This window comes from Rhizobium sp. LjRoot258 (assembly GCF_964254185.1).
Taxonomy (GTDB): domain Bacteria; phylum Pseudomonadota; class Alphaproteobacteria; order Rhizobiales; family Rhizobiaceae; genus Rhizobium.
This window is the reverse complement of sequence record NZ_CAXUST020000001.1, coordinates 1741908-1767057: the sequence shown is the minus strand read 5'-3', so window position 1 is coordinate 1767057 and position 25150 is coordinate 1741908. Positions and strand designations below refer to the sequence as shown.

The window sequence follows — 25150 nt, the reverse complement described above, 5'->3', positions numbered from 1 at the left end:
TCCTGAGCCGGTAGGGCAAGCAGGAGGCTAGGCAGCGTCCATCTTTGGATTGTCGATACACGCGGGAGCCTCGTGGACCTGGAAGCGGTTCTTGCCGTCAGTCTTGGCCTTGTAGAGTGCAGAGTCGGCACAAACAAAGATGTCGGAGTTCATTGATGCATCGAAGAAAGCGACGCCCACGGACGCGCCGACATGCATTCTGGAGCCGTCCCGTTCGACCGAGCGGTTGAGGCAATGGACGACGGTCTCAGCGAGCTTGGCGACGCTTTCGGCGCTGTCGCAGCCGCTGACAAGGACCGCAAATTCATCGCCGCCAATGCGGGCCACGAGGTCTGCTCCTTTGCACGCTGCCAGCAGCCGCTCTGCCGTTTCCTTGAGGCACTCGTCGCCAGCCTGGTGGCCGAAGGTGTCGTTGATGCCCTTGAAGCCGTCGAGATCAATGAGCAGCAGGGCTGCGGTGCTGCCACTGATGCAGCGTAGTGGCAGGCGCTGCAGGGCAGTCTGAAACTGCGCGCGGTTCGGCAGGCCCGTCAGGATGTCGAATTCGGCGAGATAGCGGATCTGGTCAAACATCATCTTTTCGGCCGTGATGTCGAGCTTCATGCCGAAGATGCGGACAGGGACATCGCCCTCACATTCGACGGTGGCCGTAATGCGGATCCAACGCGTGGTGCCCTTGGGTGTCACGATCTCCGCGTCGAGCGTAAAGCCGCTCTGCTCCTGGATCGCGCGGCTGCGCAGCCGTATAAGCTCGGCAAGCGACTCCTTGGAATAGCATTTCAAGATCTCCGCGCGATCGAGATCGGCCTCGTATGGCACGTCGAAGAGATCATAGACCATCTTGGTCCAGACGAGGCGGTTGTCGGGCAGGCTGCATTCCCACACGCCGATCCGTGCGGCTTCGGATGAGCGATCGAATATCTTCCGGCTGTGGGCGAGGGCAATCGCCTGCTGTTCGAGCTGCTGTTCTTTTTCCGCGACGGCACTTTGGAGCGCCTCTATGACAGTCTGGCTGCGACGCCGGGATGGTGCCAGGCGAGCGGCAATTTTAGCGAAAGTAGCAAGGAGCTTCATGCCCGACCCAACGGTTGACGATCCAAATCCTACAATCGTTGGAATGACTTAAGATTTCGTTCTGTGCATTGTGCAGCAAGTTGCGTTGTCGAACGAAACGATGCCCAAACCGGAACATCTGCGCGTCCGGGCAAGCGTTTCTCCCTCGGGCCTGCGTGTGCTGTTCCGACTCTATATCGGGCTTAAGACGTCGGCGGCAGGAATCCAGGTAAGCTTTCGTTCACCGTTCTTCATTAAATTTCGGCTTAAGTTTTAGATCCCTGCCGTTCCTCGGAAGCGATGAGAGCATGGCGTTTGTTTCCATTCTTCGGCAATGCGTGCTGCCAGTGCTGCTCTCGACAGCACTGGTAACGTGTTCGACCGATGGCCTTATTCCGCCCGGCGACGTAGACAATGGCACACGGGTGGGGTCGATCTCTGCGCCTGAGCGTCGCGCGCCCCCGGCGCGGATGCAGATGGCACCGAGTGAGCAGGCCTATCCGGCAGCAAATGCACCGCTCAGTGATGCTGCCGGATCCGTCGACTACCTCAACACGCCCAATCTTGCCGGAACGGGACAACGCCGCGCCCAGAGCCAATCGCAAACGCTTCAGGCACCTGCGCAGGCCGGGCGACTGCCGATGATCGATAGCGACGAGGCAATGGCGGGCGCACAGGGCGCGGCCGTCTCTCTTCGCAACCAGCCTTCGACCTGGGGCGGCACGCAGCAGCTCGCCGTGCCTGCAGGGGGCGTCAATATGGACGCTGAACTTGGAGCCGAGCCCGTCGTCGGTCTTGCCGAGGAGCAACAGCAACAGATCGCCGAGGGCCAGTCGGATCAGCCCGTTGTCGATGGCATCGGTACCGACAATCCCACCCAGCTCAACCGCGGGCGCATCCCCGCGCCGGCCGCGCAGGCGCAGATGGGCAACGCGCCTGTGTGGACCGATGGAAGGCCGGTGGTCGCGCCGGCGCGCGTGCCGGAAGAGAACGGGGAACAGCAGGTCGCCATGCTGCGACCCAACAACCCGACCGCGCCGATGATGAGTGAACCGGCCGCCCCCGCGGATCCGAGCGTGATGCCGGCCTCGGAGCTTGCCTGCCGTCGCGAATTGAAGCGGATGGGCGTCCTCTATTCCGAGAAGCCGCCGATCTCGAACGGGCCCGCCTGCCAGGTGCCGTACCCGATTTCCCTGCAGGGCCTTTCGGGCAATATCGGCGTCCGGCCAGCGGTGACACTGAATTGCCAGGTGACGCTCGCCTTCGCCAAATGGGTCAAGAACGAACTCGCGCCTTCCGCCCGCTTTCGCTACTGGTCCGGCATCAAGACCATTCAGCCTCTCGGCGGATATAGTTGCCGCCGCATGAACAACAGCCGGCAGCGCTACAATCCGATGTCCGAGCATGCCCGCGGCAACGCAATCGATGTCGGCAAATTCGTCCTGAAGAGTGGTCACGCGATCGACGTGCGCAAGAAAGGGCTGTTCTCGTTCCGGGAGGGCCGACTGTTGCAGGCCGTGCGCAGCGACAGTTGCAAGTATTTCAATACGGTGCTCGGACCCGGCAGCAATCCGGAGCACTGGAACCATTTCCACTTCGATCTGCGGGCACGCCAGAGCGGTAAAGTCTACTGCGATTGAAAAGGAAAGGCCGGCCCGAAAGCCGGCCCAAGGCGAACGCGGCTTGGGCGGCGCCGCCCGGCCGGGTCAAGGCATGTGATGACTGGATACACTTCACTGCATGTCGAGGAAGCAAAGGGAGCGTAACGAGATCGCTCAGGCGGCTCTCCGCAGGGGGTGCGGCGGGACGGAGAGCGGTTGCTTGCCTCGCCGTCTTTATGGCTGAGAAATATCACCGGTTGATGACATCTTGCCGCTTTGGAGTTTTCCACAGGCGCGAATGGTTTTTTCTCTCAGACGCGTTTTCACGCAAGTGAATACTCTGTTCATCTGTGCCGGGATGTCAAAACTACTCAAAGCGGATATATAGCGCCCCAGCAACTCCCGCCGCAGACGTCAGAAGAGCCCTTCATGGCCCCGATCATTTCCATCCGAAATCTCACCAAGACTTATGCCAACGGATTTCAAGCGCTCAAGGGTATCGACCTTGACGTCGAGCGGGGCGAGATTCTGGCCTTGCTCGGACCGAACGGCGCGGGCAAGACGACGATGATCTCGATTGTCTGTGGTATTGCCAATCCGAGTGGCGGCACAGTGACCGTTGACGGTCATGACGTGGTCAAGGATTTCCGGGCGACGCGCTCTTTGATCGGCCTCGTTCCCCAGGAGCTGACCACGGACCAGTTCGAGACGGTGTGGAATACGGTCAGCTTCTCGCGTGGGCTACACGGCAAGCGATCCGATCCGGCGCATATCGAGAAAGTGCTCCGCGACCTTTCGCTGTGGGACAAGAAGGACAACATGCTGCGGCAACTGTCGGGCGGCATGAAGCGGCGCGTGCTCATTGCCAAGGCGCTGTCGCATGAGCCGGAAATCCTCTTCCTCGACGAGCCCACCGCCGGCGTCGATGTGACGCTGCGCAAGGACATGTGGCACGTCGTCGAAAAGCTGCGGCGCTCCGGAGTCACGATCATCCTGACCACGCACTACATCGAAGAGGCAGAAGAGATTGCCGATCGCGTCGGCGTCATCAACGGCGGGGAGCTCCTGCTGGTGGAAGACAAGACGGCACTGATGGCGAAACTTGGCCGCAAACAGCTCATTCTCGAATTGAACGAGCCACTGCAGGAGCTACCGGACCGTTTTGCCGGCAACGGTCTGTCACTCGCCGCAGACGGCAGCCGACTGATCTACGATTTCGATGCCCAGAACGAGCAGGAGAGTGTCGCCACGCTGCTGACGCGGCTCGGCGAGCACAATATTCACTTCAAGGATCTTTCGACGCAGCAGAGCTCGCTGGAAGACATCTTCGTGGCGCTCGTGGGAGGAGCGAAATGAACGTCGAAGCCATCAAATCCATCTACTTCTTCGAAATGGCGCGCACACGCCGGACGCTGTTGCAGAGCGTCGTTTCGCCTGTCATTTCGACATCGCTCTATTTCATCGTTTTCGGCGCGGCGATCGGCTCGCGGATCCAAGAGGTGGAGGGCGTTTCCTACGGCGCCTTCATCACACCGGGGCTCATCATGCTGACGCTGCTTGGCCAATGCATCAGCAACGGATCCTTCGGGATCTACTTCCCGAAATTCACCGGCACGATTTACGAGGTATTGTCGGCGCCGGTGGCCATGAGCGAAATCCTGCTCGGCTATGTCGGCGCCGCGGCGACAAAGGGGCTGATGATCGGGGTGATCATCCTGTTGACGGCGAATATATTCGTGGATGTGAGGATCGAGCATCCGGTGATGATGGTCCTGTTCTTCTTGCTGACGGCGATCACCTTCAGCCTGTTCGGTTTCATGATCGGCATCTGGGCGACCAACTTCGAACAGCTGAACCTGATCCCCATGCTCGTCGTGCCACCGCTGACCTTCCTTGGTGGCAGCTTCTATTCGATCAGCATGTTACCGCCGTTCTGGCAGGCGGTGAGCCACTTCAATCCGGTGCTCTATCTCGTCAGCGGCTTCCGCTGGAGCTTCTTCGGCATTGCCGACGTCAACCCGCTGGTGAGCCTCGGGATGATCTCGATCTTCCTGGCGATTTGCTTGGGGACGCTGGGGTGGATCTTCAAGACCGGATACAGGCTGCGGAGTTAGCTGCTACCTGCGCGAGGTCCAAGGGCCGTCCTAGTCTCGCATCCGCAGCTCGTCCGTCTGGATCTGCAGAGACCCGAGGGTGGAGAGGAAGCTCATACCGAGGAGGCTCTGGTCGAGTTTTCCGTCCTGCGCGACGCTGGCAGGAACGTTATGACGGATGATCGGGCCGATCGCGACCTCGGAGAGCGTCACACGGGCTGCGCGGGCGCGACCGTTGGCCGTCATGACACTCATCGAATAATCGAGATTCTCGGGAATGATGCCGACCCGCTCCGCGTCCTCGCGGGAGAGCGCGATCATGCTGGCACCCGTGTCGACCAGCATCGAAATGCTCTGGCCGTTGATCGTGACATAGGCCTCGTAGTGACCGTTCAGGAGCTTGTGAAGGATCACCTCTTCGCCGCCCTCGCTGGTGGTCACGACGACTGCGCGGCCCGGGACAAGGCCGGCGAGCAGGCGGTTGCCGATGCCAAGCGCCTCCTGCCGATACAGATAGACGGTCGCAAGACCGAGGATCAGCACAAGCCAGATCATCAAATTGCGCAGGGTCTCACTCGCGCTCGTGCGCCGTGCCCAGACGCCGGCGGCCAGCATCAGCGCGATCGGAAGCAGATAGACGACGCGGCCGAAATCGTCGGTCCTCATGCCGAAGATTCGGTTCGTGTCATCGCTGAATATGAGTACGGCGAGACCCAGGCCAAGGACCCCAAGGACGATCGTCAGACGGTTCATGCACGCTGCTCCGCTGTGACCTGCGTTGTCGGCTGTAATGGGATGGCCAGTCGGCTTGCGGCAAGCCGCGCGGGCAATAGGGTCATCAGCCGCGCGCGTTCCTCGTCGGAGAAGGACATCCAACCGCCGATCTCGGGAAGCGTACGGCCGCAACCCATGCATAGGCCGGTTTCCGGATCGATGGAGCAGACATGGATGCAGGGTGTTTGCATGCAATCTATATCGAAGTTTCACAAAGCCATGGCAAGGGCGCAGACGGCGGCGATTTCCGAAATCTGCTGCGCAGCGCCAAGCGTGTCGCCGGTATGTCCGGCGAGCTTGCGACGGACGAACCGGGTGAAGGCCATGACCGACAAGCCACAGGCAAGAAGCGCGCAGACGAGGGGCAGGAGGCCGAGGCTCGGCCAGAGCAATAGGGCCGACAAAAGGCAGCCGGAGGCAAGCGCCATATGCATCGTGCCTTCACTCGGCTGTCCCGCGGCGACGGCCAGGCCATCGGGTTTTGCCGATGGCAGCCGATGCCAGTGCCAAACAAGCGCGCCACGGCTGATGCAGGCTATCGCCGGAATAGCGAGTGCTGCGGCTAAGGGCGGCGCCGCACGTGCGACTGCGGCGAGTGCTGCTGCTCGAAGCGCAAACGACAGGATCAAGGCGCTTGCGCCATAGGTGCCGATGCGGCTGTCCTTCATGATCGAGAGTGCATGCTCGCGGTCACGCCCGCCGCCGAGGCCGTCGGCGCAGTCGGCCAGGCCATCCTCATGCAGCGCGCCGGTCAATGCCGCCTGTACGGCAAGCGCGGCGAAAGCCGACATCAGCCGGTCTGCATGCAGGCAGAGCATCACCATGAAGACAAGCGCGGGCAGGAGTGCAATGACAATGCCCGCGACGGGGAAGGCGCGAGAGGCCCTGTCAAGCTTGCCGTTGAATTCGACGAAGGCAGACGACGGCGTCGGAATGCGGCTGAGAAAGGCAACGGCGCGAGCGACGTCGGCCGCATAGTTTCCAATGTTCATCGTGCAGCCCGACCCCGCGACCATATGCAGCGCTTTTGGAGTTGTTCGTCTCCGCGGCTGCCTTTAAGAGAGTGGCGACGAAAGAAGCTGATTTGCAGCGAAAAGACAAGTTATCGACCAAGACAAGGAAACCGCTTCATGAGCGTCTCAGGCCTGCCATTCGATGATTTCCGGGCACTTCTGCGCGATCTGCCGGGGCCGGATGCCAGGGCGCTTGCAGCCGCACGCGAACGCGATGCGCAGCTGACGAAGCCGCCCGGCGCGCTCGGCCGGCTCGAGGAAATTGCGTTCTGGCTTGCCGCTTGGACGGGCAAGGCACCGGCGGTGAACCGGCCGTTGGTGGCGATCTTCGCCGGCAACCACGGCGTTACTAGGCAGGGCGTCACGCCGTTTCCGCCCGCCGTGACACAGCAGATGGTCGAGAATTTCGCGGCTGGCGGCGCGGCCATCAACCAGATCTGCGTGGCCTATGATCTCGGCCTGAAGGTATTCGATCTCGCTCTCGACTACCCGACCGGCGATATCACCGAGGAGCCTGCGTTGTCGGAGCGCGATTGCGCGGCGACCATGGCATTCGGCATGGAAGCGATCGCAGGCGGCACCGATCTTCTCTGCATCGGCGAGATGGGAATCGGCAACACCACGATCGCAGCGGCGATCAACTATGCGCTTTACGGCGGCAAGGCGCGCGACTGGGTCGGTCCGGGAACCGGCTCGGAAGGCGAGATGCTGGAGCGGAAGATTGCGGCTGTCGAAAAGGCGGTCGCGCTGCACAGCGATCACCTGGACGATCCGCTGGAGATCATGCGCCGCCTCGGCGGCCGCGAAATCGCGGCGATGGCTGGAGCCATCCTTGCCGCGCGAGTCGAGCGGATCCCGGTATTGATCGACGGCTATGTCGCAACGGCGGCCGCCGCCATCCTGAAGGCCGCCAATCCTTCGGCGCTCGACCACTGCCTGATCGGCCACGTCTCCGGTGAGCCGGGTCATCTGCGGGCCATCGAGATGCTCGGCAAGACGCCGCTTCTGGCGCTCGGCATGCGGCTCGGCGAGGGGACGGGAGCAGCGCTGGCGGCCGGGATCGTCAAGGCAGCGGCGGCCTGCCATTCCGGCATGGCAACGTTCTCGCAGGCCGGCGTCAGCAACAAGCACTGAGCTTTCGGGTTTGTGACAGGTTGATGACAGAGTTCTTGCCGCGGGGGCGGTGAACCGGTATTCGCAATTTCTGACTGATGGCGGCAACGGCCGCCATTGACGGACAACGAGGGCACTTGATGAAACCCGCCGTGACAAAACTCACTGGCATCAGCCACTTCCTTGCAGCAGCCGGCTATTCGATCGGCGGTTTCCGGCGGCTGATCAAGGAGGCTGCGTTCCGGCAGGAACTGTTGTTCTTCGTGGTTTCGCTGATCCTGCTGATCGCTGTCGGTGCGACACTCGCCGAGCTGATGATCGCCACTGTGTTGTTTCTCGCACTCTTCGCTGTCGAGGCGCTGAACACGGCGATCGAGGAAGTCATCGACAGGATTTCGCCCGAGATCTCGATGGTTGGAAAGCACGCCAAGGATCTCGGATCTTTCGCCGTCGTCTGCATGATCGTCGCATGCGGCGTGTTCTTGGTGTTCACGATCGGGAAGCATCTGCTGTTCGGATGACGGCGCCCGCAATCGGCAGTAGCGTTAGGTTGTGTATGTTGTTTTGCTCATCTTGAGGGTGCGCTCAAGATGTGACTGACTATTCTTTCCTCGGGCAGAGCTGGGGATACGATGTCGGTTTTTCCGGAAAGATCGAACCAATCAATGAGCGGTTCCAGGCCGCGGAGCGCAATCTGCACGCGGTGCTGCGCCTTCAAGTGGGCGCGGGCGCAACCGTTGCAACACTTGCCTTTGGGGATTCGCGCAAGGTGATGGCCGCTTGGCGGTTTCGGGATCGGCGCGCTCATCGTGTTCGCGGGAATTGCGATCGCAGGATTGCTGGGGTCCTCTTTTCCGTCCCTCGTGTCGTGGCGAAGGACAATTTGCAAGCACTGCTGTTGCTGGGCAACAAACTCGCCGCCACGCCGGCGGCCAATTTATCGCGCTATTGGTTTCCAAGGCCTGCTGCCTACGGCCAAAAGAATCACCATTTGCCGAGCGATGCATCCGCCGAGGAGCGCGGGGCAACGCGAGATGCTGTCTTGCATGCTGGGCGCAAGGCCGTAGAACTCAGCCAGACCGCCAGACGAGCTCTCAAGAACTTGACCGATCCGACCGGCATCGACAATGACCTGCAGGACTTCACAGACGACCCTGATTTGAAGCGGATCGTCGACAAGGACGGCTACGCAAAGCTCCGGCGCTTGCGGGAAACCGCCGGCGTGTCCTCGACGGCCGGGACGGTCTGCAGCACGCGCTTGGCGGGCAGGATCGCTATGACTTCGGTGCCTTCGCGCAGCTTCGACTTGAGGATGAACTGGCCGTCGTGCTTGGCGAGGATCGCCTGAACAATCGGCAGACCGAGGCCGGTGCCCTGTTCTGCGCTCTTGATCGCGATCGAGCCCTGGCCGAAAGCCGACAGGACTACAGGGATCTCTTCTTCCGGAATTCCGGGACCGTTGTCCTTGATGGAGATGTACTGGCCGCCCCCTGCCGTCCAGCCGACCTTAACGTGGATCTCGCCCGCCTGTGGCGTGAACTTCACGGCGTTCGAAAGCAGGTTGAGGATAACCTGGCGCAGCGATTTCTCGTCTGCCCAGACGGCAGGCAATTCGGCCTCGAACTGCTGCGAGATGGTGATGTTCTTGCCGCGGGCGCGCAGTTGCACCATGCCGATGCAATCTTCCGATATGTTCAGCAGCGAGATTGCGTCCTCGCTGAGCTCGTATTTGCCAGCCTCGATGCGCGACAGGTCGAGGATCTCATTGATCAGGTTCAGCAGATGCTCGCCAGAGCGGTGGATGTCGCTGGTGTATTCCTTGTAGGTGGGGTTGTTGAGCGGCCCCATCACCTCGGCAGACATGACCTCCGAGAAGCCCAGGATGGCGTTAAGCGGTGTGCGCAACTCATGCGACATGGAGGCGAGGAAGCGGGACTTTGCCAGGTTCGCTTCCTCCGCCCGGCGACGGGCTTCATCCGACATAGACTTTGCAACTTCCAGCTCGGCGATCAGATCGTCCTTCTCGGCCTGATATGCGAGGATCTTCAGGTTGGACTGGAAGAGCCGGTCGCTGATGTAGTTGAAAAGGATCACCGTCGTGGTGAAGATGGCCGTCAGGCTGATCTCGAGGATTTCGCGGGAGAGCCCGGCCTTGGCAACCAATCCGAGAACGACAGGTGCAAAGGTTATGAGGACCGACGGCGTCAGCATGAAGTTCGACATTGCCGTGACGGAGAGCGCAATGAGCAGCGTGGCGCCCTTGTAGAGCAGGAAGCTCGAGGGCTCGCATGCGGTGCAGTCCTGCAGGGCGAACACCGCCCAGCAGCAGCCAACCATGAATTGCCCAAGCAAGAGAACGCGGCGCCATTTGCGCGCTGTTGTCGCGTTGATCTCCTGACCGCGGGCGCGTCGCGCGAGGAACACGTTTGCGGCATGGGCCGTCAGCGTCAGCAACGCCCACAGAAAGATCTGCGTGTTTTCCGTGAAGTAGACGCCGAGAGCGGCAATAATGATGACGAAGAGCGGTACGATCGATGCGCCCTGGAGGACAGCATTGATGTACATCACGAGCACGTCGCGATCGAATGCGCCGCTTGCTGCGTGGCTCGACTGGAGGCGCTCCCGCGTCAGCCGAACAGCCTTCGACACAGGCTTGTTCCGGTGACTGCGTGACTTGTCGACGATGTTCTTATCGGTCGATGTGCTAACGCCTGTACTCATTGTGCACGTTGAAACTTGATCCGCGGGTGTCTACACCCTAGACCGCAATCCTTAAGATGATGTTAGGCATCTTTGCCAAGGATTTGTTTTTGAAGGAGGCGAAAGCGTGACGCGCGGTTTGCGGGTGATGCGCGACGGCGTGACGGCGTTGGCTCTGCTGGCATTCCTGTGGCTGATTGCAGCCAAGCTGAACGACGGGGCCGAAACGGTTTATTCCGGCCAGTTTCATGCGGCGGACGGCGACAGCCTGAACCTCGGCAAGGAGCGAATGCGGCTTTACGGCATCGATGCACCGGAGCTCAGCCAGAGGTGCGAACGGGCAGGCAGCGCGTGGGCCTGCGGGCAGGAGGCGAAGCGGGCACTGCAGGTTCTTGTCGCGCCTGCAGATACGCAGTGCAGCGGGACGGAGCGGGACCGCTTCGATCGTCTGCTTGTCGTCTGTTCCTCCGGCGGCGTCGATCTTAACGCTGCAATGGTGCGCAGGGGCATGGCGGTATCCTATGGCGCCTATGGCGACGAGGAAGCGCGGGCGCGGGGGGAGAAAGCCGGGATCTGGGCAGGCACGTTCGAGATGCCCCGCAGCGTCCGCGACCATGCGCCGCGCGCAGATGCTCGTGGGATCATGGGGTTGCTTGGATGGTGATTGGGAAAAACGCGCCGGACGAGTGGGTGCTGGATGCTCTTCGACAGGAGATTGCAGCCTGCCGCGTCTGTCGTGACGCGCCGCTTGGCGGGGCGGTCGCTCGTTTGCCGCATGAGCCGCGGCCAGTCGCCGTGATATCGTCGAAGGCGAGGATATTGATCGCCGGGCAGGCGCCCGGCCTCAAGGTTCACGAGACCGGCGTTCCGTTCAACGATGCATCCGGCGATCGCCTGCGCGACTGGCTGCAGGTCGATTGGGAGACGTTTTACGACCGCGATCGCTTCGCCATCGTGCCGATGGGCTTCTGTTTCCCCGGCTATGACGCCAAGGGTAGCGACCTGCCGCCGCGCCGCGAATGCGCACCACACTGGCAAAGCAGGACGATTTCGGCGATGCCGCAGATCGAACTTCTGCTGGCGGTCGGCCAATATGCGCAGGCCTGGCACATGGGCACCGAGCGCCGCGAAAACATGACCGAGACAGTGCGGGCCTGGCGGGCGACGCTGTCGCATCGGCGCTCACCGGCAATTTTGCCGCTGCCACATCCGAGTTGGCGCAACACGGCCTGGATCAAGCGCAATCCGTGGTTCGAGGCGGAGCTGCTTCCAGTTCTGCGGGAACGCGTGAAACTCCTGATTGACTGAAACAAAATTCTTTTAAACTGCCGGAATCGCGCTATACAGAGAAAATAATTCGAAGGGGCTTTGCTGTATGGACCGTCTTGACCGCAAGATCCTGCGCCTTTTGCAGGAAGATTCGACTTTGGCCGTTGCCGATCTCGCCAAGAAGGTCGGGCTTTCCACGACACCCTGCTGGCGGCGCATCCAGAAGATGGAAGAGGATGGCGTCATCAAGCGCCGCGTCGCCATCCTTGATCCGGAAAAGGTCAACACCAAGGTCACGGTCTTCGTGTCGATCCGCACGGCAACGCACTCGATCGAGTGGTTGCGGCGTTTTTCGGAAGTCGTTGCCGATTTTCCCGAGGTGGTCGAGTTCTATCGCATGAGCGGCGACGTGGACTATTTGCTGCGCGTGGTCGTGCCAGATATTGCCGCCTATGACGCCTTCTACAAGCGGATGATCGCGAAGATCGAGATCCGCGACGTGTCTTCCACCTTCGCCATGGAGCAGATCAAGTATTCGACGCAGCTGCCGCTCGATTACATGATTCTCGACAACGCCAAGTCGAACGAGGACTGAGGCGGACGCCGCGGGTCGCTGCGCCTTCTGCTACTCGCTCTGCCGCAGGTTTCTCAGCCGGTCGAAAAGAACCGCGAGAACGATCGCGCCGCCGATGAAGGTGCCCTGCCAGAAGGCGTTGATACCAAGCAAGCCAAGGCTGTTTCGGATGACTTCGATCAGGGCAGCGCCGACGATGGCACCGAAGGCGGTGCCGACGCCGCCGGCGAGATTGGCGCCGCCGATGACGGCCGCGGCAATCACCTGCAGTTCCATGCCCGCGCCGATGTTCGTGGTTACGGCGCCAAGCCAGCCGGTCTGGATGATGCCGGCAACACCGGCCGACAACGCCGAGATCATGTAGATCGCGACCTTGATCTTCCTGACGGGCACGCCGGTCAGCGTCGCGGCGTGCTCGTTTCCACCAATGGCGAAGACGTAGCGACCAAATCGCGTCCAGCGCAGCACAAAGCCGGTCAGAAGTGCCAGAACTGCCATGTATAGCACCGGGTTGGCGATGCCGAAGAGCCATGCGCCACCGCCGAGCGCCAGCAGCTTGTCGTGATCCGGGCCAAACTGGAAGACGACGGTATTGTTGGAGGCCACCATCGCGAGGCTGCGGGCAATCGACAACATGCCGAGCGTGACGACGAAGGGCGGGAAACCGAGATAGGCGATCAGGATGCCATTGAACGCGCCGACCACCAGCGCTGTGCCAATCGAGGCTGCAATGCCCGTTCCGATGCCGTAGCCGGCATGCATGGTAACCGCCAGCACCATGCTACAGAGGCAAAGGACCGAACCGACCGAGAGGTCGATGCCGCCCGTGATGATGACCAGCGTCATGCCGAGGGCGATGATCGCGATGAAGGTGACGTTGCGGGTGATGTTGTAAAGGTTGGCGGGTGTGGCGAAGGAGCTCGTCGCAAAGGACAGGAAGATACAGGCGAGAACGACGGCAATGAGGACCCAGAAGGTCTGGCTCGCAAATACGGATGAGAACCAGCTGCGTTGCTTTTGCGCTATCGTCTGATCGAGGGTTATTGCCATGGTCGACCTTCGCTTACGTTAGGACCGGGTACGGATCACACTTGTTCGATTGCGCCCGTTATGAGCCCCGTGACTTCCTCCGGCGAACTCGCCGCGATCGGCTTGTCGGCAACCTTGCGCCCGCGCCGCATGACGATCACACGGTCAGCAACCGAGAAGACATCAGGCATGCGGTGGCTGATCAGAATGACGGCGATGCCACGATCGCGCAGTTGGCGGATGAGGGCAAGAACCTCGGCAACCTGGCGCACGGAGATGGCGGCGGTGGGCTCGTCCATGAGCACGAGCTTTGCCTCCGCCAGCATGGTGCGGGCGATCGCGACCGCCTGGCGCTGGCCGCCCGACATCTGCTTGACCAGGTCTCGCGGGCGCGTCTCCGATTTCAGTTCCCTGAAGATCTCGCCGGCGCGCCTGTACATCGTCTTGTAGTCGAGAATGCGCAGGGGCCCGAACCCGCGGCGGATTTCTCGGCCTAGGAACACATTGGCGGCAGCCGTCAGATTGTTGCAGAGCGCCAGGTCCTGGTGGACGATCTCGATGCCGCGCTGCCGGGCTTCAACCGGCTTGTGCAGAATGAGGTCTTGACCATCAAGCTGCATCGTTCCGTGGCTTGGGCGGAAATTGCCGGCAATCATTTTCACGAGCGTCGACTTGCCGGCGCCGTTGTCGCCCATCAAGCCCACGACCTCTCCCGCCTCGAGCGAAAACGAAACGTCGTTGACCGCCTGTATGGCGCCGAAATGTTTTGAGATGTTGGCGAGCTCGAGAACTGCCACCAGCCGTCTAGCCTCCCAAAGCGGCGACCCCTTCTCGAGCCGCGATTTCGCCCGCCAGTTTCCTCCCCGCGAGCGCTCTCGACATTTATCCAGAACCACGCGAAACCGTCAATCGGATGTCGCTAATTTGCGGTCTCCGCTACAATTATTCGTTTTGTAGTACAATTTCGTTGACGCGCGGAAGTGTCTGTATATTAGCTGTTGTTGGAGGAGAGCATGCTGATCCTTGTCACCGGTGCAACGGGCAAGGTCGGGCAGCACTTCATTGCTGGGCTGCTCGACGATCCGCGATTTTCAAAGGCGCGCATTCGCGCGCTTTGTCATAATCGCTTGTGCCCGGAAACCGAGCGTGTCGAGGCGGTGCGCGGCTCGATCAGCGATCGCGAGGCGGTGACGAATGCGCTCGCTGATGTCACGCATGTCGTGCATCTCGCGACGTGCAAGGAGACACCGGACGACATCATGGACGTCACCGTCAAGGGACTTTTCTGGCTTCTCGAGGGCTTCAGAACGAGTGCCACTGCGCGCCAATTCATTCTCATCGGCGGTGATGCGGGGATCGGGCACTTCTTCTATCGCCATGAAGCGCCAATCACTGAAGCGACGCCGCACCAGGCCTATCCCGGCTGCTATGCGCTGTCGAAGGTGCTGGAGGAGGTGATGCTGGTGCAGTTCCAAATCCAGTACGGCATCAATGGCTGCTGCCTGCGTGCGCCCTGGATCATGGAGAAGGACGACTTCAAGTTCACATTGTCGTTCGGCGACGACGTTTTCGGCGGGCCAGACTGGAAGGCGCTCGTGCCGCGGGCTGACGCGGAACGCTATGCGCGGGAGCACGCGGTTCCGCTGTTGCGTGATGCTGACGGCAGGCCCTTGAAGCGCAATTTCGTTCACGTCGACGACCTCGTCTCCGCGATCCTTGCCGCGCTCGACAATCCGCGCGCCAAAGGTCAGCTGTTCAACATTTGCATGGACCGACCCGTCGACTACGGTGAGGTTGCCGCCCACCTTGCGCGGACGCGCGAGCTCGGCTCGGTCGACATACCGAGCCAATTCCATTCGAACTGGATGGACAACAGCAAGGCGAAGTACCTGCTTGGATGGCGGCCCGTCTACGATCCGGAAATGCTTATCGACTCGGCCTGGGGGTATGTGCGTTCGGAGGAGGATCCTCGCATCGTCTGGTATCCGGGTTGATCATGTGGCGGGCGATGGCGTCCGCCATTTTCAATGGGAGGTAACTATGAGGAAGGCATTATTGCTTACAGCCGCGGTGCTGGCGCTGACGGCCGGACAGGCCCTGGCGGCCAAGAAACAGTTGGTCATCGTGGTGAAGGGCCTCGACAACCCGTTCTTCGAGGCGATTAACCAAGGTTGCCAGAAGTGGAACAAGGAAAATCCGGACTCCGAATATGAATGCTTCTACACCGGTCCTGCATCGACCTCCGATGAAGCCGGCGAGGCGCAAATCGTTCAGGATGTATTGGGCAAAGCGGAAACGGCGGCTATCGCCATTTCACCGTCGAATGCCAAACTGATCGCACAGACGCTGAGAACGGCAAGCCCTAAAGTCCCTGTCATGACGCTCGACGCCGACCTTGCGGCAGAAGACTCAGCACTGCGCAAGACCTATCTCGGCACCGACAACTATCTGATGGGCGCACGCATCGGCGAATACATCAAGAAGGCAAAGCCGAAGGGCGGCAAGATCTGCACGATCGAAGGCAATCCTGGCGCCGACAATATCCTGCGCCGCGCTCAGGGGATGCGTGACACCCTGACCGGCCAGAAAGGCCTGGCCGAGCTGAAAGGCGAGGGCGGGTGGACCGAAGTTGCCGGTTGCCCGGTCTTCACGAACGACAACGGCGCCACGGGCGTGCAGGCGATGACCGATATTCTTGCCGCCAACACCGACCTCGATGCCTTCGGCATCATGGGCGGCTGGCCGCTGTTCGGCGCGCCGCAGCCCTATCGCGACCTGTTCAAGCCGATGGCTGAGAAGATTGGCAAGAACGAGTTCGTCATCGGTGCGGCCGACACGATCGGCGATGAAGTCGCCATCGCCAAGGAAGGCCTCGTGACGGCACTTGTCGGTCAGCGGCCATTCGAGATGGGCTACAAGGCACCATCGGTGATGATGGATCTGATCGCCGGCAAGCCGGTCGAGGATCCTGTTTTCACCGGCCTCGATGAGTGCACGAAGGATACGGTCGATACCTGCATCCAGAAATAGCTGGCAGAGGGACAGTGGGTGGGCGAAGTTCGTCCGCCCGCTGCTTTGACGGACGAATGGGCGATCACTGTGCCGCCGCTGTCCGCTCCAGTCTAGCGACGACCTTCTCGCTGGTCAGTTCCCGGACTGCATCCTTGCCGATCCAGCGCGCGGTCCGGTCGTGCGATGCGGCAAGGCTCTCGGCAAGTGCCAGCGCGCGACCATGACAGCGGAGGTTGCGTTTGCCGATGTTTCTCAGCGCCCAGTTCACTGCCTTGCGCACGAAATTGCGCGGGTCGGCAGCATGTGCCGCTATGAGCGGAAGCCATGCCAGCAACGTCTCGTCCGGCTCTTGCTTCAAATGAACGGCAGCACCTGCCATCATCGCGAAGGCGGTTCGCCGGACAAACTCCCGATCATCGGCTGCGAATTCGGGGACGAGTGCCTCGATGCGGGCCTCGACGCAAAGATCGGCCGCGCAATCGACTATTTCCCACGAGTCGAAATCATCGGCCCAGCTTCTCGCGATATCTGGTGTGAGCTTCTTCGGTTCCGCCGTATAGAGTGCGAGCAGACGCGCCTCGCGGATGTTGCTCTGCCAAAGCTCGAGGGCTCGCGCGTGGTTTCGCTTCGCTGCTCTGGCGATCTTTTGGAGGTCTGGATTGGAGATTCCGAGCGCCGTTTCGGTGACGATACCGAAACGGGCCATACCGGCGATATTTTCCTCCGAGCGCAAGGCCTGCAGATGCGCAATCAGCTCCGCGGCGCTGGAGGAAGGACCGATCATTTCTCGAGTCGAGCCAACAGCGAGGACGTATCCCATCTGTTACCGCCCATGGCCTGTACGTCGCCGTAAAACTGGTCGACAAGGGCGGTGACAGGCAGCTTCGCGCCGTTGCGGCGCGCTTCGTTGAAGACGATCCCGAGATCCTTGCGCATCCAATCGATGGCGAAGCCGAAGTCGTACTTGCCCGCGTTCATCGTCTTGTGCCTGTTCTCCATCTGCCAAGAGCCGGCAGCACCCTTGGAGATAACCTCGACAACCTTCTCGATGTCGAGGCCGGCGCGCTTGCCGAAATGAATTCCTTCCGCCAGCCCCTGGACGAGACCGGCGATGCAGATCTGATTGATCATCTTGGTCAGCTGACCGGCGCCGGCCGGTCCCATGAGGCCGACCATGCGGGCGTAGGCATCGATCACCGGCTTCGCCTTCTCGAACGTGGCTTCATCGCCGCCGCACATGACAGTCAGAACGCCGTTTTCGGCACCGGCCTGCCCGCCGGAAACCGGGGCGTCGATAAAGCCACAGCCCTTGTCTTTCGCCGCGGCATAAAGCTCGCGGGCGACTTCTGCGCTCGCGGTCGTATTGTCGATCAGGATCGCACCCGGCTTCATCGTCTCGAGAGCGCCGTTCTCGACCATTGTCACTGAGCGCAGATCATCGTCATTGCCGACGCAGGTAAAGACGAAATCCGCATCCTTTGCGGCTTCCGCGGGCGTGGGGGCAGACTTGCCGCCGAATTTCTCCGCCCAGGCGGCGGCCTTTCCTGCGGTCCGGTTATAGACCGTGACGTCATGGCCGCCCTTCACCTTGAGGTGGCCCGCCATGGGAAACCCCATCACGCCGAGACCGATGAATGCGACTTTTGCCATGTGCCTATCCTTTCGCGATTGCAGGGCACGAGGATTAGCCGAAAGCACGGCGCGCGAAAAGCCGCCGGGGCCGCCAGTGACCTCGCACCGGAAGAATTTTCCCCGAAAGGGGCGAATACTGGTCGGGATAATCCCGCAAACGCACAAAGATAATAAATATAATGTCGATCGAGTTTATAGAGTTTATCAGAATTGGAATATCGAAACATTGGGGCGGTGAGACCTGCCGACTTCCAAGGAGGAACAACTGTGATTTCACGACGTCAAACACTGGGGCTTTTCGGCGCGGCTGCGGCCACGGCATTATTGCCGGGCATCAAAGGCGCGCGTGCAGCAGCATCCGAGTTCCGCATCGGCTGGCAGAAGAACGGGGTACTCGCTTTGGCCAAGCGGCGCAGCGCGTTGGAAAAGCGGCTCGCCGACAGAGGCATCACCGTCACTTGGTCGGAATTCACCTCCGGTCCGCCGCTGCTGGAGGCGCTCGGCGCAGGTGCGCTCGATTTCGGTGCAACGGGCGACGTGCCGCCGCTTTTCGCCCAGGCGGCCGGTGGCCACCTCTACTATGTGGGGCTCTATCGGGGCAGTTCCGCCGGCTCGGCAATCCTTGTCCGAAAAGATTCGCCGATCCAGACGCTGGAAGACCTGAAGGGCAAGAAGGTCGCCTTCAAGCGCGGTTCGAGCGCCCACAATGTAACGGTGAAGGCTTTGCGCAAGGCTGGCCTGACGCCGGAAGATATCGAGGGTCTGGATCTCAGCCCGCCGGACGCCGCCGCTGCTTTCAAGAACGGCAGCATCGATGCTTGGTCGATCTGGGATCCGTATCTGGCCATTGCTCAGGCCGATCCCGAAACTCGGGTTCTGACGACAGCCGAGGGCATTGTCGACTCCTACAGCTTCTTTCTTGCGAATGCCGAGTTCACCGATGCGAACGGACAGGTCATCGTCGACGTGCTTGACGAACTTGCACAGGTCGGCCGGTCCGCACAGAGCAATCTCGAAGCGACAGTCAAGGAGCTCTCAGAAATCACCGGCGTGCCGCCGGAGGTAACGCGCGTGACGCTCACGCGTGCCGGCGCCGATCTCGGCAGCGTATCGGGAATTACGGACTCCGCTGCGGCCTACCAGCAGGCGCTGGCCGATGAGTTCTACAAGCTCGGCATCGTCCCGAAGCAGCTGAAGACCGGCGATATCGTCTGGCGTGCGAAGGCAAGCTGATTTCAATTCCGACTAGAAGGCATCAGATCCATGACCGGCAAACACGATCCTATCAATTTTCTCTGGTTCATCCCGACCTCGGGGGATGGCGCCTATCTTGGCTCGAACGAACAGACGCGCGCTCCAGAGATCGGCTATCTCACGCAGATTGCCCAGGCAGCCGATCGTCTGGGCTATTCTGGTGTATTGCTGCCGACGGGGGTGGCCTGCGAAGAATCCTTCGTAACGGCCGCAGCACTTGCCGCCAAGACCGAGAAGCTGCAGTTCCTGGTGGCAATCCGTCCTGGCACCGCCTCGCCGGCATATTACGCGCGCCTAGCGACGACGCTCGATCGTATTTCGAACGGGCGCCTGCTGCTCAACATCGTCGTCGGCGGCAGTCCGGCAGAACTTGCAGGCGACGGCATTCATCTCGCGCATGACGAGCGCTATGCCCATGCCGATGAATTCTTCACCGTTTTTGAAGAGCTGCTTGAAAAAGGCACCGCGAGCTACGACGGCAAGTACATCAAGGCGACCAATGCGCGCCTTGGCTTCCCCTCCGTCCAGAACCCGCGTCCTCCGCTCTATTTCGGTGGTTCGTCGGACGCCGGCATCGATTTCTCGGTCGGTCGCGTCGACAAGTACCTGACCTGGGGCGAGCCGCCGGCACAGGTTGCCGAAAAGGTTCAAAAGGTGCGCGCCGCTGCCGCGCGAAAGGGGCGCGAGGTCAGCTTCGGCATTCGCCTGCATTTCATCGTCCGCGAAACGGACGAGGAGGCATGGGCAGCGGCCGATCGCCTGATCTCGAAACTCGACGATCAGACGATCCGCGAGGCGCAGGAGCGCTTCGTCAAGGAATCCGATTCTGTCGGCCAGAAGCGCATGGCGGCATTGCACGGCGGTCGCCGGGAAAAGCTGGAGGTCTCGCCGAACCTGTGGGCCGGTGTCGGCCTAGTGCGCGCTGGGGCAGGGACGGCACTGGTCGGCTCGCCGGCGACAGTGGCGGCGCGCCTGCGCGAATATCAGGATGTCGGTATCGATACCGTCATCGGATCCGGCTATCCGCATCTCGAGGAGGCCTACCGTGTTGCCGAGCTGCTGTTCCCCGAACTCGGGATCACACGCCAAGAGCAGCGACACGGCTTCCAGACCGATTTCGGCAAGCATCAGGTCTTCGGCGGCGGCAGCCATGGCGGAAACCTAAAAGTGGTCTCCGGCTCCTGATCCGCCGATTGGCGCCGCCCCGCTGTCGGGCGGCGCATTTTCATAGGGGAATGCACCGGCTCCGGAAGCTAGGTAGTGCACGCAGAAGCGAGGAAAATCTTCATGTCGACTTTCGATACGCCGATCGGGCGGGCGCTGACCGAGCGCGCTGAACGCAAGGGAAGCCTCCGGGTCTCGCTTCCGGGGCGCGACAAGGTGTTTCCCTTCCTCGTGCCGGTGGCAATCATTGCCGCCTGGCAGCTGGCCTCGTCAGTCGGCTGGATCTCCTCTCGCATCATGCCGTCACCTGTCGACGTCGCCGCCGCCTTCTGGTCGACGACCGTCACCGGGCAGCTTCCGCATGATATTCTGGTGAGCGCCGCCCGCGCCTTTGCGGGATTGCTGGTCGGCGGCTCGATCGGTTTCCTCCTCGGCATCGCCAACGGCGTCTCGAAAGTCTCGGAGCAACTGACGGATACGACACTGCAGATGCTGCGCACGATCCCGCATCTCGCCATGATCCCGCTGGTCATCCTCTGGTTTGGGATCGGCGAAGAATCGAAGTTATTCCTGACCTCTCTCGGCGTGCTTTTTCCGGTCTATCTCAACACCTATCACGGCGTTCGCAACGTCGACCGCGATCTGATCGAGATGGGCGGGGTCTATGGGATGGGAAGCTGGACCTTGTTCCGGAAAGTGATCTTCCCCGGCGCGCTGCCGTCGATCTTCGTCGGCCTGCGCTATGCGCTCGGCATCATGTGGCTGACCTTGATCGTGTCTGAATCGATCGCGGCTTCATCAGGCATCGGTCACATGGCGAACAACGCCCGCGAATTCATGATGACCGACGTGGTCGTGCTGGCCTTGGTGATCTACGCCGTTCTCGGCAAGCTTGCCGATGTCGTTGCCCGTGCCCTGGAGCGCCGGGCGCTCAAATGGAACCCGGTTTACCAAAAGTAGGAGAGGCGCCATGACCATCATCGCGCACGAGCGTTTTCAAGGGGCTGCGGATGAAGTTGAATACCAAACCGATCGTGCGACGCCGGCCGGCACCGGGGCTGCGGCAATCACGCTCAAGGGACTTGAGAAAAGCTTCGGCAGCAACCGCGTGCTGCGCGGGATCAACCTCCACATTCCGGCTGGCCAGTTCGTCGCCGTTATCGGCAAGAGCGGTTGCGGCAAGAGTACGCTGCTGCGGATCCTGATGGGGCTCGACGAGCCGACGAGCGGCGAACTGCATTTCGAAAACCCCGATGGCGCGGACGCCGAAGCGAACGCCCGGATCGTGTTTCAGGAGCCTCGTCTGCTCCCCTGGCTGAGCGTCGCCGAAAATGTGGCGGTCGGGCTCGGTGACGGGATCGACAAGCAGGTCGCCGAAGCTCAGGTCGAGGCGGCACTGGGTGAGGTACAGCTTGCCGAGAAGGTGAAGGAATGGCCGACTCGTCTTTCAGGTGGCCAACGGCAGCGTGTCGCGCTGGCGCGGGCACTTGTGAGCAAGCCCGGCGTCCTGGCGCTGGACGAACCGCTCGGCGCACTCGACGCACTGACGCGGATCAGCATGCAGGAACTGCTCAATCGCGTATGGCGCGAGCTGGGCTTTACCGCGGTGCTGGTCACGCATGATGTCAGCGAGGCGGTGCATCTTGCCGATCGTGTCATCGTCCTGGACGAGGGGCGCGTTGCGCTTGACCTGGCGATCCCTTACCCGCACCCGCGCCGCCACGGCAACCCGGAGCTTGCCGAACTCGAAGGGCGACTGCTCGCAGCGATCCTGGGGACGGACACCGCTCACTGAACTGAACCGTTCGTGACGTCCGACTGGCGAAACTCAGATCGCGCCGTCGACGATCACCATCGGTGTGCCCTGCGAGCACCGCTCGACGCGGGCGTTGATCTTGTAGATGTCGCGAAGCATGGCGTCTGTGATGACGTGCGACGTCGGCCCGCTCGCCGCCATCATGCCACTGGCAATGACGATCGTGTTCTCACAATAGCGCAGCGCGTGATTGAGGTCGTGGAGAGCGATCAGCACGATCATTCCATTGCGGCGGGCAAGGTCGGCGATAAAGCTCAGTACTTCGACCTGTCTGTGGAGATCGAGTGCAGAGGTCGGCTCATCCATCAGCAGCACTTCAGGCTTGCGGACCAATGCCTGCGCGAGGGACACGAGCTGACGCTGACCTCCGGACAGTTCGCCGAGGCCGCGGAAGGCGAGGTTTTCGATACGCAGGGCCTTCAGGATCTCATCGATGCCATCAAGCTCGTCGTCGGCGACCCGCCAGCCGCCTCCTTGCTTGGCCGACAGAAGGATCGATTCAAACACGGTCAGGACGGCATTGGCGCCCGTATCCTGCGGCATGTAGCAGATCGTTCGCGATCCGCGATCGGTGTCGGAAAGCTCGACCAGTCCAGGACCTTTCACCAGGCAAGCAATCCGCTTGAACAGCGTCGACTTGCCGGCAGCGTTGGGGCCGATGATGGCGGTGACGCTGCCGCCTTTCAGATCGTCGATGCTCACGTTCGATAGAACGGTCATGCGCCCGTAGGCGGCGCCGACGTCTGCGAGGGCAAGCGCTACCATGCGCGCCTCCTGTTGCTGAAGATGAGAATGAAGAAGAAGGGTACGCCGACAAGTGCCGTGATGACGCCAATCGGCAGGATCGCCCCTGGGATCAGGATCTTGCTGACGACCGATGTCACCGACAGGAGAAGTGCGCCACAGATGACCGAACCCGGCAGGAAGAAGCGCTGATCTTCGCCTACAACCATGCGGGCGATATGCGGGCCGACGAGCCCGACGAAGCCGATCGTGCCGACGAACGACACCGGGATGGCGGCCAGAAGGCTGACGATCATCATCGTTTGCAGGCGCAGCCGGTGGACGTTGATGCCGAGACTGGCGGCCTTGTCGTCCCCGAGCCGCAGGGCGGTCAGCGCCCAGGCCTGTCGCATGAACAGCGGCACAGTGACAACAAGCACCGCGGCGGTGAAATAGACCTTCGCCCAAGTGGCCTTAGTCAGGCTGCCCATCGTCCAGAAAACGACGGCGGCCAGCGCCTGTTCGGAGGCGAGGTATTCCAGCAGCGACAGTGCGGCATTGAAGGTGAAGACGAGCGCAATGCCGAGGAGCACGATCGTTTCGACGCTCACGCCGCGCATGGTCGAGGCGAAGTGGATGAAGAGCGCGGCCGCCATCGCCATCAGGAATGCATTCAGCGGCACCATGTATTCGATCGCGCCCGGAAAGATCGCAACGCCGCCGACAAGTGCCAGAGCGGCGCCGAAGCTCGCGGCGGCGGAAATGCCCAGCGTGAAGGGGCTTGCCAGCGGATTTGAAAGGATCGTCTGCATCTGCGCACCCGCCACGGAAAGCGAGGCACCGACGGTCACCGCCATCAAGGCAATCGGCATGCGGATATCCCAGATGATGACCCGAAGCTGGTTGGCTGCCGCGGCGGGATCAAAGAGCGCCGACAGCACGTCCGAAAGCGTATAGTTGGCAGGCCCGAGCGCCATATCGGCCGAGATGCTGAAACAGAGCGCCGCGGTGAGCGCGACAAGGATGAGGATACGGCGAAACGCAAGGGCGCGATATTGCTCGCGCCCCGTTGTCTCAACCTGGACCTGACTGAATGAGGCCATCAGTTGGAGCCTTTTTCAAGAGAAACGAAATAGCCCGGCTTGTACGTCACCGGCAGGAACTTCCTGTGGAATTCCGCGAAGTTGGCTTCGGGATCGAGATCGGCGAAGAGATCCGGGTGAAACCACTTGGCGAATTGCTGAATCGGGAAGAACTCGTAGGGCGCGCCATAGAACTGATGCCAGACGGCATGCACGTTGCCGCTCTTCACAGCCTTCAACTCGGGAAATGGCGTGCGTGTCATGAGATTTGCCAGCCTCTCGCGCGCCAGCGTCATATCCGCGCCGCGCCCAACGGGCACGAACTGGTTGATATCGGATTCGGCTGCCCAGTTTGATCCGGTAACGATGACATGCTCCGGATCCGAGATGACGAGTTGTTCGGGATTGAGATCGCCGAATGTTGTCTTGATGAGGTCGGCAGCAACATTGTGGCCGCCAGCCTGTTCGACCATGGCGCCGAAATTGACCGGGCCGAAGGTGCGGCAGCACGTGTTTTCGCCGGAAATGCCGGGCGCGCGTTCGATGAAGACGCCTGGCCGCTTGAGATCCTCGACGGTCGCAAATCTGTCGGTCACGCGCGCAATCTCGGCGCGGCGATAGGCGACGAACGCCTTGGCCCGCTCTTCCGCGCCGAAGAGCTTGCCGAGAAGCTCGATCGAAACCTCGCTGTTTTTGTCCGGATCAATTCGGAAATCGAGATAGACGACCCTGATGCCCGCGGCGGCCGCCTTCTCCTCGAAACCGCTTTCCTTTGCGGACTTTTCCGATTCGAGATTGAGCGTGATGACATCAGGCGACAACGAGATCGCTGTTTCGAGGCTGAAATCGCCCTGGGGCACATAGCCGAAACGCGGTAGTTTCTCGATCTGCGGGAAACGTTCGGCGTAGGCTTTGTAACTGTCGGGGTCCTTCTTGATGAGATCGTCGCGCCAACCGACGATGGTGTCGAAGGTCTGCTCACCCTTGAGCGCTGCGATCACATGGATCTGACGCGCCTCGCCAACGATGACACGCTTGGCGGGCATGTCGATCTCGACCGTGCGGCCGGTGACATCGGTGATTTGCGCTGACAGGACGGGGGTGGTCAGGAGCGCCAGCGAAAGGGCGGCAACGTGCCGGAGTGTCGTGAGTCGCATGGAGACCTCTATTTGAAGCAGAAACGAACCGAGCCGCACGTTTGCGGCTCGCCCTGCGGTGCGCCGGCTGAACTCTCGGGTCATGCCGGCT

The 25150-nt window shown here is 61.3% G+C and carries 26 protein-coding genes; 14 read left to right on the top strand and 12 right to left on the bottom strand.

The window, feature by feature from the left end; genetic code table 11:
- Positions 1-27 precede the first annotated feature (27 nt).
- Positions 28-1074 (bottom strand): diguanylate cyclase domain-containing protein, encoded by a 1047-nt coding sequence (locus ACSQ9D_RS08850; protein WP_436281919.1) that lies wholly within the window; start codon positions 1072-1074, stop codon positions 28-30.
- A 287-nt stretch (positions 1075-1361) separates the two neighbouring features.
- Here ACSQ9D_RS08850 and ACSQ9D_RS08845 point away from each other — a divergent pair, with 287 nt between their 5' ends.
- From ACSQ9D_RS08845 to ACSQ9D_RS08835, 3 genes are all read left to right on the top strand, one after another.
- A complete protein-coding gene (locus ACSQ9D_RS08845; RefSeq protein WP_436281918.1) occupies positions 1362-2693 on the top strand; it encodes an extensin family protein in 1332 nt (443 codons plus the stop codon).
- Between the two features lie 390 nt (positions 2694-3083).
- Complete coding sequence (locus ACSQ9D_RS08840) at positions 3084-4010, top strand: ABC transporter ATP-binding protein (protein WP_024312857.1); 927 nt, start codon at positions 3084-3086, stop codon at positions 4008-4010.
- Positions 4007-4768, top strand: a complete 762-nt coding sequence (locus ACSQ9D_RS08835; protein ID WP_436281917.1) for an ABC transporter permease — start codon at positions 4007-4009, stop codon at positions 4766-4768. Before ACSQ9D_RS08840 ends, ACSQ9D_RS08835 begins: the two co-directional genes overlap by 4 nt.
- A gap of 30 nt (positions 4769-4798) precedes the next feature.
- Here ACSQ9D_RS08835 and ACSQ9D_RS08830 read toward each other — a convergent pair whose 3' ends face one another.
- From ACSQ9D_RS08830 to ACSQ9D_RS08820, 3 genes are read right to left on the bottom strand one after another with little or no spacing between them, the layout of a single operon-like run.
- The gene (locus ACSQ9D_RS08830) at positions 4799-5500 is read right to left on the bottom strand and encodes a TIGR02281 family clan AA aspartic protease (protein ID WP_436281916.1); all 702 of its coding nucleotides are present in this window, start codon (positions 5498-5500) and stop codon (positions 4799-4801) included.
- On the bottom strand, positions 5497-5712 hold the full coding sequence (locus ACSQ9D_RS08825; RefSeq protein WP_436281915.1) for a DUF1289 domain-containing protein: 216 nt from the start codon (positions 5710-5712) through the stop codon (positions 5497-5499). The genes ACSQ9D_RS08830 and ACSQ9D_RS08825 overlap by 4 nt, the downstream gene beginning before the upstream one ends.
- An 18-nt stretch (positions 5713-5730) precedes the next feature.
- Positions 5731-6513 carry an adenosylcobinamide-GDP ribazoletransferase gene (locus ACSQ9D_RS08820; RefSeq protein WP_436281914.1) on the bottom strand — a complete coding sequence of 261 codons (783 nt, stop codon included), beginning with the start codon at positions 6511-6513 and terminating at the stop codon, positions 5731-5733.
- A 138-nt stretch (positions 6514-6651) separates the two neighbouring features.
- Here ACSQ9D_RS08820 and cobT point away from each other — a divergent pair, with 138 nt between their 5' ends.
- Together cobT and ACSQ9D_RS08810 are read left to right on the top strand one after the other, a co-directional pair.
- Positions 6652-7668, top strand: coding sequence for a nicotinate-nucleotide--dimethylbenzimidazole phosphoribosyltransferase (gene cobT / locus ACSQ9D_RS08815; RefSeq protein WP_436281913.1), 1017 nt, complete (start codon positions 6652-6654; stop codon positions 7666-7668).
- 119 nt (positions 7669-7787) lie between these two features.
- The gene (locus ACSQ9D_RS08810; RefSeq protein ID WP_436281912.1) at positions 7788-8168 is read left to right on the top strand and encodes a diacylglycerol kinase; all 381 of its coding nucleotides are present in this window, start codon (positions 7788-7790) and stop codon (positions 8166-8168) included.
- A 664-nt stretch (positions 8169-8832) separates the two neighbouring features.
- Here ACSQ9D_RS08810 and ACSQ9D_RS08805 read toward each other — a convergent pair.
- Complete coding sequence (locus ACSQ9D_RS08805; RefSeq protein ID WP_436281911.1) at positions 8833-10368, bottom strand: sensor histidine kinase; 1536 nt, start codon at positions 10366-10368, stop codon at positions 8833-8835.
- A 106-nt stretch (positions 10369-10474) separates the two neighbouring features.
- On the opposite strand from ACSQ9D_RS08805, the gene ACSQ9D_RS08800 reads away from it, so the two are divergent.
- The 3 genes from ACSQ9D_RS08800 to ACSQ9D_RS08790 all read left to right on the top strand — a co-directional run bounded on the left by ACSQ9D_RS08800 (position 10475) and on the right by ACSQ9D_RS08790 (position 12211).
- Positions 10475-11011 (top strand): thermonuclease family protein, encoded by a 537-nt coding sequence (locus ACSQ9D_RS08800; protein WP_436281910.1) that lies wholly within the window; start codon positions 10475-10477, stop codon positions 11009-11011.
- Entirely contained in the window at positions 11005-11655 is a 651-nt protein-coding gene (locus tag ACSQ9D_RS08795; protein WP_436281909.1) for a uracil-DNA glycosylase family protein, read from the top strand. Before ACSQ9D_RS08800 ends, ACSQ9D_RS08795 begins: the two co-directional genes overlap by 7 nt.
- Before the next feature lie 67 nt (positions 11656-11722).
- Positions 11723-12211 carry an Lrp/AsnC family transcriptional regulator gene (locus ACSQ9D_RS08790; RefSeq protein WP_024312846.1) on the top strand — a complete coding sequence of 163 codons (489 nt, stop codon included), beginning with the start codon at positions 11723-11725 and terminating at the stop codon, positions 12209-12211.
- Between the two features lie 30 nt (positions 12212-12241).
- Here the strand turns inward: ACSQ9D_RS08790 and ACSQ9D_RS08785 are convergent, their stop codons facing one another.
- Together ACSQ9D_RS08785 and ACSQ9D_RS08780 are read right to left on the bottom strand one after the other, a co-directional pair.
- The gene (locus ACSQ9D_RS08785) at positions 12242-13240 is read right to left on the bottom strand and encodes an ABC transporter permease (protein ID WP_436281908.1); all 999 of its coding nucleotides are present in this window, start codon (positions 13238-13240) and stop codon (positions 12242-12244) included.
- A 35-nt stretch (positions 13241-13275) separates the two neighbouring features.
- Positions 13276-14019: an ATP-binding cassette domain-containing protein gene (locus tag ACSQ9D_RS08780; RefSeq protein ID WP_436283796.1), complete on the bottom strand. Its 744-nt coding sequence runs from the start codon at positions 14017-14019 to the stop codon at positions 13276-13278.
- A gap of 213 nt (positions 14020-14232) precedes the next feature.
- On the opposite strand from ACSQ9D_RS08780, the gene ACSQ9D_RS08775 reads away from it, so the two are divergent.
- Both ACSQ9D_RS08775 and ACSQ9D_RS08770 read left to right on the top strand, forming a co-directional pair.
- On the top strand, positions 14233-15213 hold the full coding sequence (locus ACSQ9D_RS08775) for an NAD-dependent epimerase/dehydratase family protein (protein WP_436281907.1): 981 nt from the start codon (positions 14233-14235) through the stop codon (positions 15211-15213).
- A gap of 46 nt (positions 15214-15259) precedes the next feature.
- A complete protein-coding gene (locus ACSQ9D_RS08770) occupies positions 15260-16249 on the top strand; it encodes a substrate-binding domain-containing protein (protein WP_436281906.1) in 990 nt (329 codons plus the stop codon).
- Positions 16250-16313: 64 nt separating this feature from the next.
- On the opposite strand, the gene ACSQ9D_RS08765 is transcribed toward ACSQ9D_RS08770, so the two are convergent.
- Positions 16314-17015, bottom strand: coding sequence for a DNA alkylation repair protein (locus ACSQ9D_RS08765; protein WP_436281905.1), 702 nt, complete (start codon positions 17013-17015; stop codon positions 16314-16316).
- Complete coding sequence (locus ACSQ9D_RS08760; RefSeq protein WP_436281904.1) at positions 17012-17881, bottom strand: NAD(P)-dependent oxidoreductase; 870 nt, start codon at positions 17879-17881, stop codon at positions 17012-17014. Before ACSQ9D_RS08760 ends, ACSQ9D_RS08765 begins: the two co-directional genes overlap by 4 nt.
- Positions 17882-18130: 249 nt before the next feature.
- Between ACSQ9D_RS08760 and ACSQ9D_RS08755 the strand changes: the two genes are divergently transcribed.
- The 4 genes from ACSQ9D_RS08755 to ACSQ9D_RS08740 all read left to right on the top strand — a co-directional run bounded on the left by ACSQ9D_RS08755 (position 18131) and on the right by ACSQ9D_RS08740 (position 22076).
- Positions 18131-19096, top strand: a complete 966-nt coding sequence (locus tag ACSQ9D_RS08755; RefSeq protein WP_436281903.1) for an aliphatic sulfonate ABC transporter substrate-binding protein — start codon at positions 18131-18133, stop codon at positions 19094-19096.
- A gap of 30 nt (positions 19097-19126) precedes the next feature.
- Entirely contained in the window at positions 19127-20302 is a 1176-nt protein-coding gene (ssuD, locus tag ACSQ9D_RS08750) for an FMNH2-dependent alkanesulfonate monooxygenase (RefSeq protein ID WP_436281902.1), read from the top strand.
- Positions 20303-20404: 102 nt separating this feature from the next.
- Complete coding sequence (locus tag ACSQ9D_RS08745; RefSeq protein WP_037119310.1) at positions 20405-21241, top strand: ABC transporter permease subunit; 837 nt, start codon at positions 20405-20407, stop codon at positions 21239-21241.
- Between the two features lie 10 nt (positions 21242-21251).
- The gene (locus ACSQ9D_RS08740) at positions 21252-22076 is read left to right on the top strand and encodes an ABC transporter ATP-binding protein (RefSeq protein ID WP_436281901.1); all 825 of its coding nucleotides are present in this window, start codon (positions 21252-21254) and stop codon (positions 22074-22076) included.
- Positions 22077-22109: 33 nt separating this feature from the next.
- Here the strand turns inward: ACSQ9D_RS08740 and ACSQ9D_RS08735 are convergent, their stop codons facing one another.
- From ACSQ9D_RS08735 to ACSQ9D_RS08725, 3 genes are read right to left on the bottom strand one after another with little or no spacing between them, the layout of a single operon-like run.
- Positions 22110-22862, bottom strand: coding sequence for an ABC transporter ATP-binding protein (locus ACSQ9D_RS08735; RefSeq protein WP_436281900.1), 753 nt, complete (start codon positions 22860-22862; stop codon positions 22110-22112).
- Entirely contained in the window at positions 22856-23923 is a 1068-nt protein-coding gene (locus tag ACSQ9D_RS08730; protein WP_436281899.1) for a FecCD family ABC transporter permease, read from the bottom strand. The genes ACSQ9D_RS08735 and ACSQ9D_RS08730 overlap by 7 nt, the downstream gene beginning before the upstream one ends.
- A complete protein-coding gene (locus ACSQ9D_RS08725) occupies positions 23923-25059 on the bottom strand; it encodes an ABC transporter substrate-binding protein (RefSeq protein ID WP_436281898.1) in 1137 nt (378 codons plus the stop codon). Before ACSQ9D_RS08725 ends, ACSQ9D_RS08730 begins: the two co-directional genes overlap by 1 nt.
- Positions 25060-25150: the final 91 nt, after the last annotated feature.

What these genes read in the sequence shown, in the direction of transcription:
- ACSQ9D_RS08850 (WP_436281919.1), bottom strand. Translation starts at nt 1,074, where the DNA reads ATGAAGCTCCTTGCTACTTTCGCTAAAATTGCCGCTCGCCTGGCACCA.
- ACSQ9D_RS08845 (WP_436281918.1), top strand. Translation starts at nt 1,362, where the DNA reads ATGGCGTTTGTTTCCATTCTTCGGCAATGCGTGCTGCCAGTGCTGCTC.
- ACSQ9D_RS08840 (WP_024312857.1), top strand. Translation starts at nt 3,084, where the DNA reads ATGGCCCCGATCATTTCCATCCGAAATCTCACCAAGACTTATGCCAAC.
- ACSQ9D_RS08835 (WP_436281917.1), top strand. Translation starts at nt 4,007, where the DNA reads ATGAACGTCGAAGCCATCAAATCCATCTACTTCTTCGAAATGGCGCGC.
- ACSQ9D_RS08830 (WP_436281916.1), bottom strand. Translation starts at nt 5,500, where the DNA reads ATGAACCGTCTGACGATCGTCCTTGGGGTCCTTGGCCTGGGTCTCGCC.
- ACSQ9D_RS08825 (WP_436281915.1), bottom strand. Translation starts at nt 5,712, where the DNA reads ATGCAAACACCCTGCATCCATGTCTGCTCCATCGATCCGGAAACCGGC.
- ACSQ9D_RS08820 (WP_436281914.1), bottom strand. Translation starts at nt 6,513, where the DNA reads ATGAACATTGGAAACTATGCGGCCGACGTCGCTCGCGCCGTTGCCTTT.
- cobT (WP_436281913.1), top strand. Translation starts at nt 6,652, where the DNA reads ATGAGCGTCTCAGGCCTGCCATTCGATGATTTCCGGGCACTTCTGCGC.
- ACSQ9D_RS08810 (WP_436281912.1), top strand. Translation starts at nt 7,788, where the DNA reads ATGAAACCCGCCGTGACAAAACTCACTGGCATCAGCCACTTCCTTGCA.
- ACSQ9D_RS08805 (WP_436281911.1), bottom strand. Translation starts at nt 10,368, where the DNA reads ATGAGTACAGGCGTTAGCACATCGACCGATAAGAACATCGTCGACAAG.
- ACSQ9D_RS08795 (WP_436281909.1), top strand. Translation starts at nt 11,005, where the DNA reads ATGGTGATTGGGAAAAACGCGCCGGACGAGTGGGTGCTGGATGCTCTT.
- ACSQ9D_RS08790 (WP_024312846.1), top strand. Translation starts at nt 11,723, where the DNA reads ATGGACCGTCTTGACCGCAAGATCCTGCGCCTTTTGCAGGAAGATTCG.
- ACSQ9D_RS08785 (WP_436281908.1), bottom strand. Translation starts at nt 13,240, where the DNA reads ATGGCAATAACCCTCGATCAGACGATAGCGCAAAAGCAACGCAGCTGG.
- ACSQ9D_RS08775 (WP_436281907.1), top strand. Translation starts at nt 14,233, where the DNA reads ATGCTGATCCTTGTCACCGGTGCAACGGGCAAGGTCGGGCAGCACTTC.
- ACSQ9D_RS08770 (WP_436281906.1), top strand. Translation starts at nt 15,260, where the DNA reads ATGAGGAAGGCATTATTGCTTACAGCCGCGGTGCTGGCGCTGACGGCC.
- ACSQ9D_RS08765 (WP_436281905.1), bottom strand. Translation starts at nt 17,015, where the DNA reads ATGATCGGTCCTTCCTCCAGCGCCGCGGAGCTGATTGCGCATCTGCAG.
- ACSQ9D_RS08760 (WP_436281904.1), bottom strand. Translation starts at nt 17,881, where the DNA reads ATGGCAAAAGTCGCATTCATCGGTCTCGGCGTGATGGGGTTTCCCATG.
- ssuD (WP_436281902.1), top strand. Translation starts at nt 19,127, where the DNA reads ATGACCGGCAAACACGATCCTATCAATTTTCTCTGGTTCATCCCGACC.
- ACSQ9D_RS08745 (WP_037119310.1), top strand. Translation starts at nt 20,405, where the DNA reads ATGTCGACTTTCGATACGCCGATCGGGCGGGCGCTGACCGAGCGCGCT.
- ACSQ9D_RS08740 (WP_436281901.1), top strand. Translation starts at nt 21,252, where the DNA reads ATGACCATCATCGCGCACGAGCGTTTTCAAGGGGCTGCGGATGAAGTT.
- ACSQ9D_RS08735 (WP_436281900.1), bottom strand. Translation starts at nt 22,862, where the DNA reads ATGGTAGCGCTTGCCCTCGCAGACGTCGGCGCCGCCTACGGGCGCATG.
- ACSQ9D_RS08730 (WP_436281899.1), bottom strand. Translation starts at nt 23,923, where the DNA reads ATGGCCTCATTCAGTCAGGTCCAGGTTGAGACAACGGGGCGCGAGCAA.
- ACSQ9D_RS08725 (WP_436281898.1), bottom strand. Translation starts at nt 25,059, where the DNA reads ATGCGACTCACGACACTCCGGCACGTTGCCGCCCTTTCGCTGGCGCTC.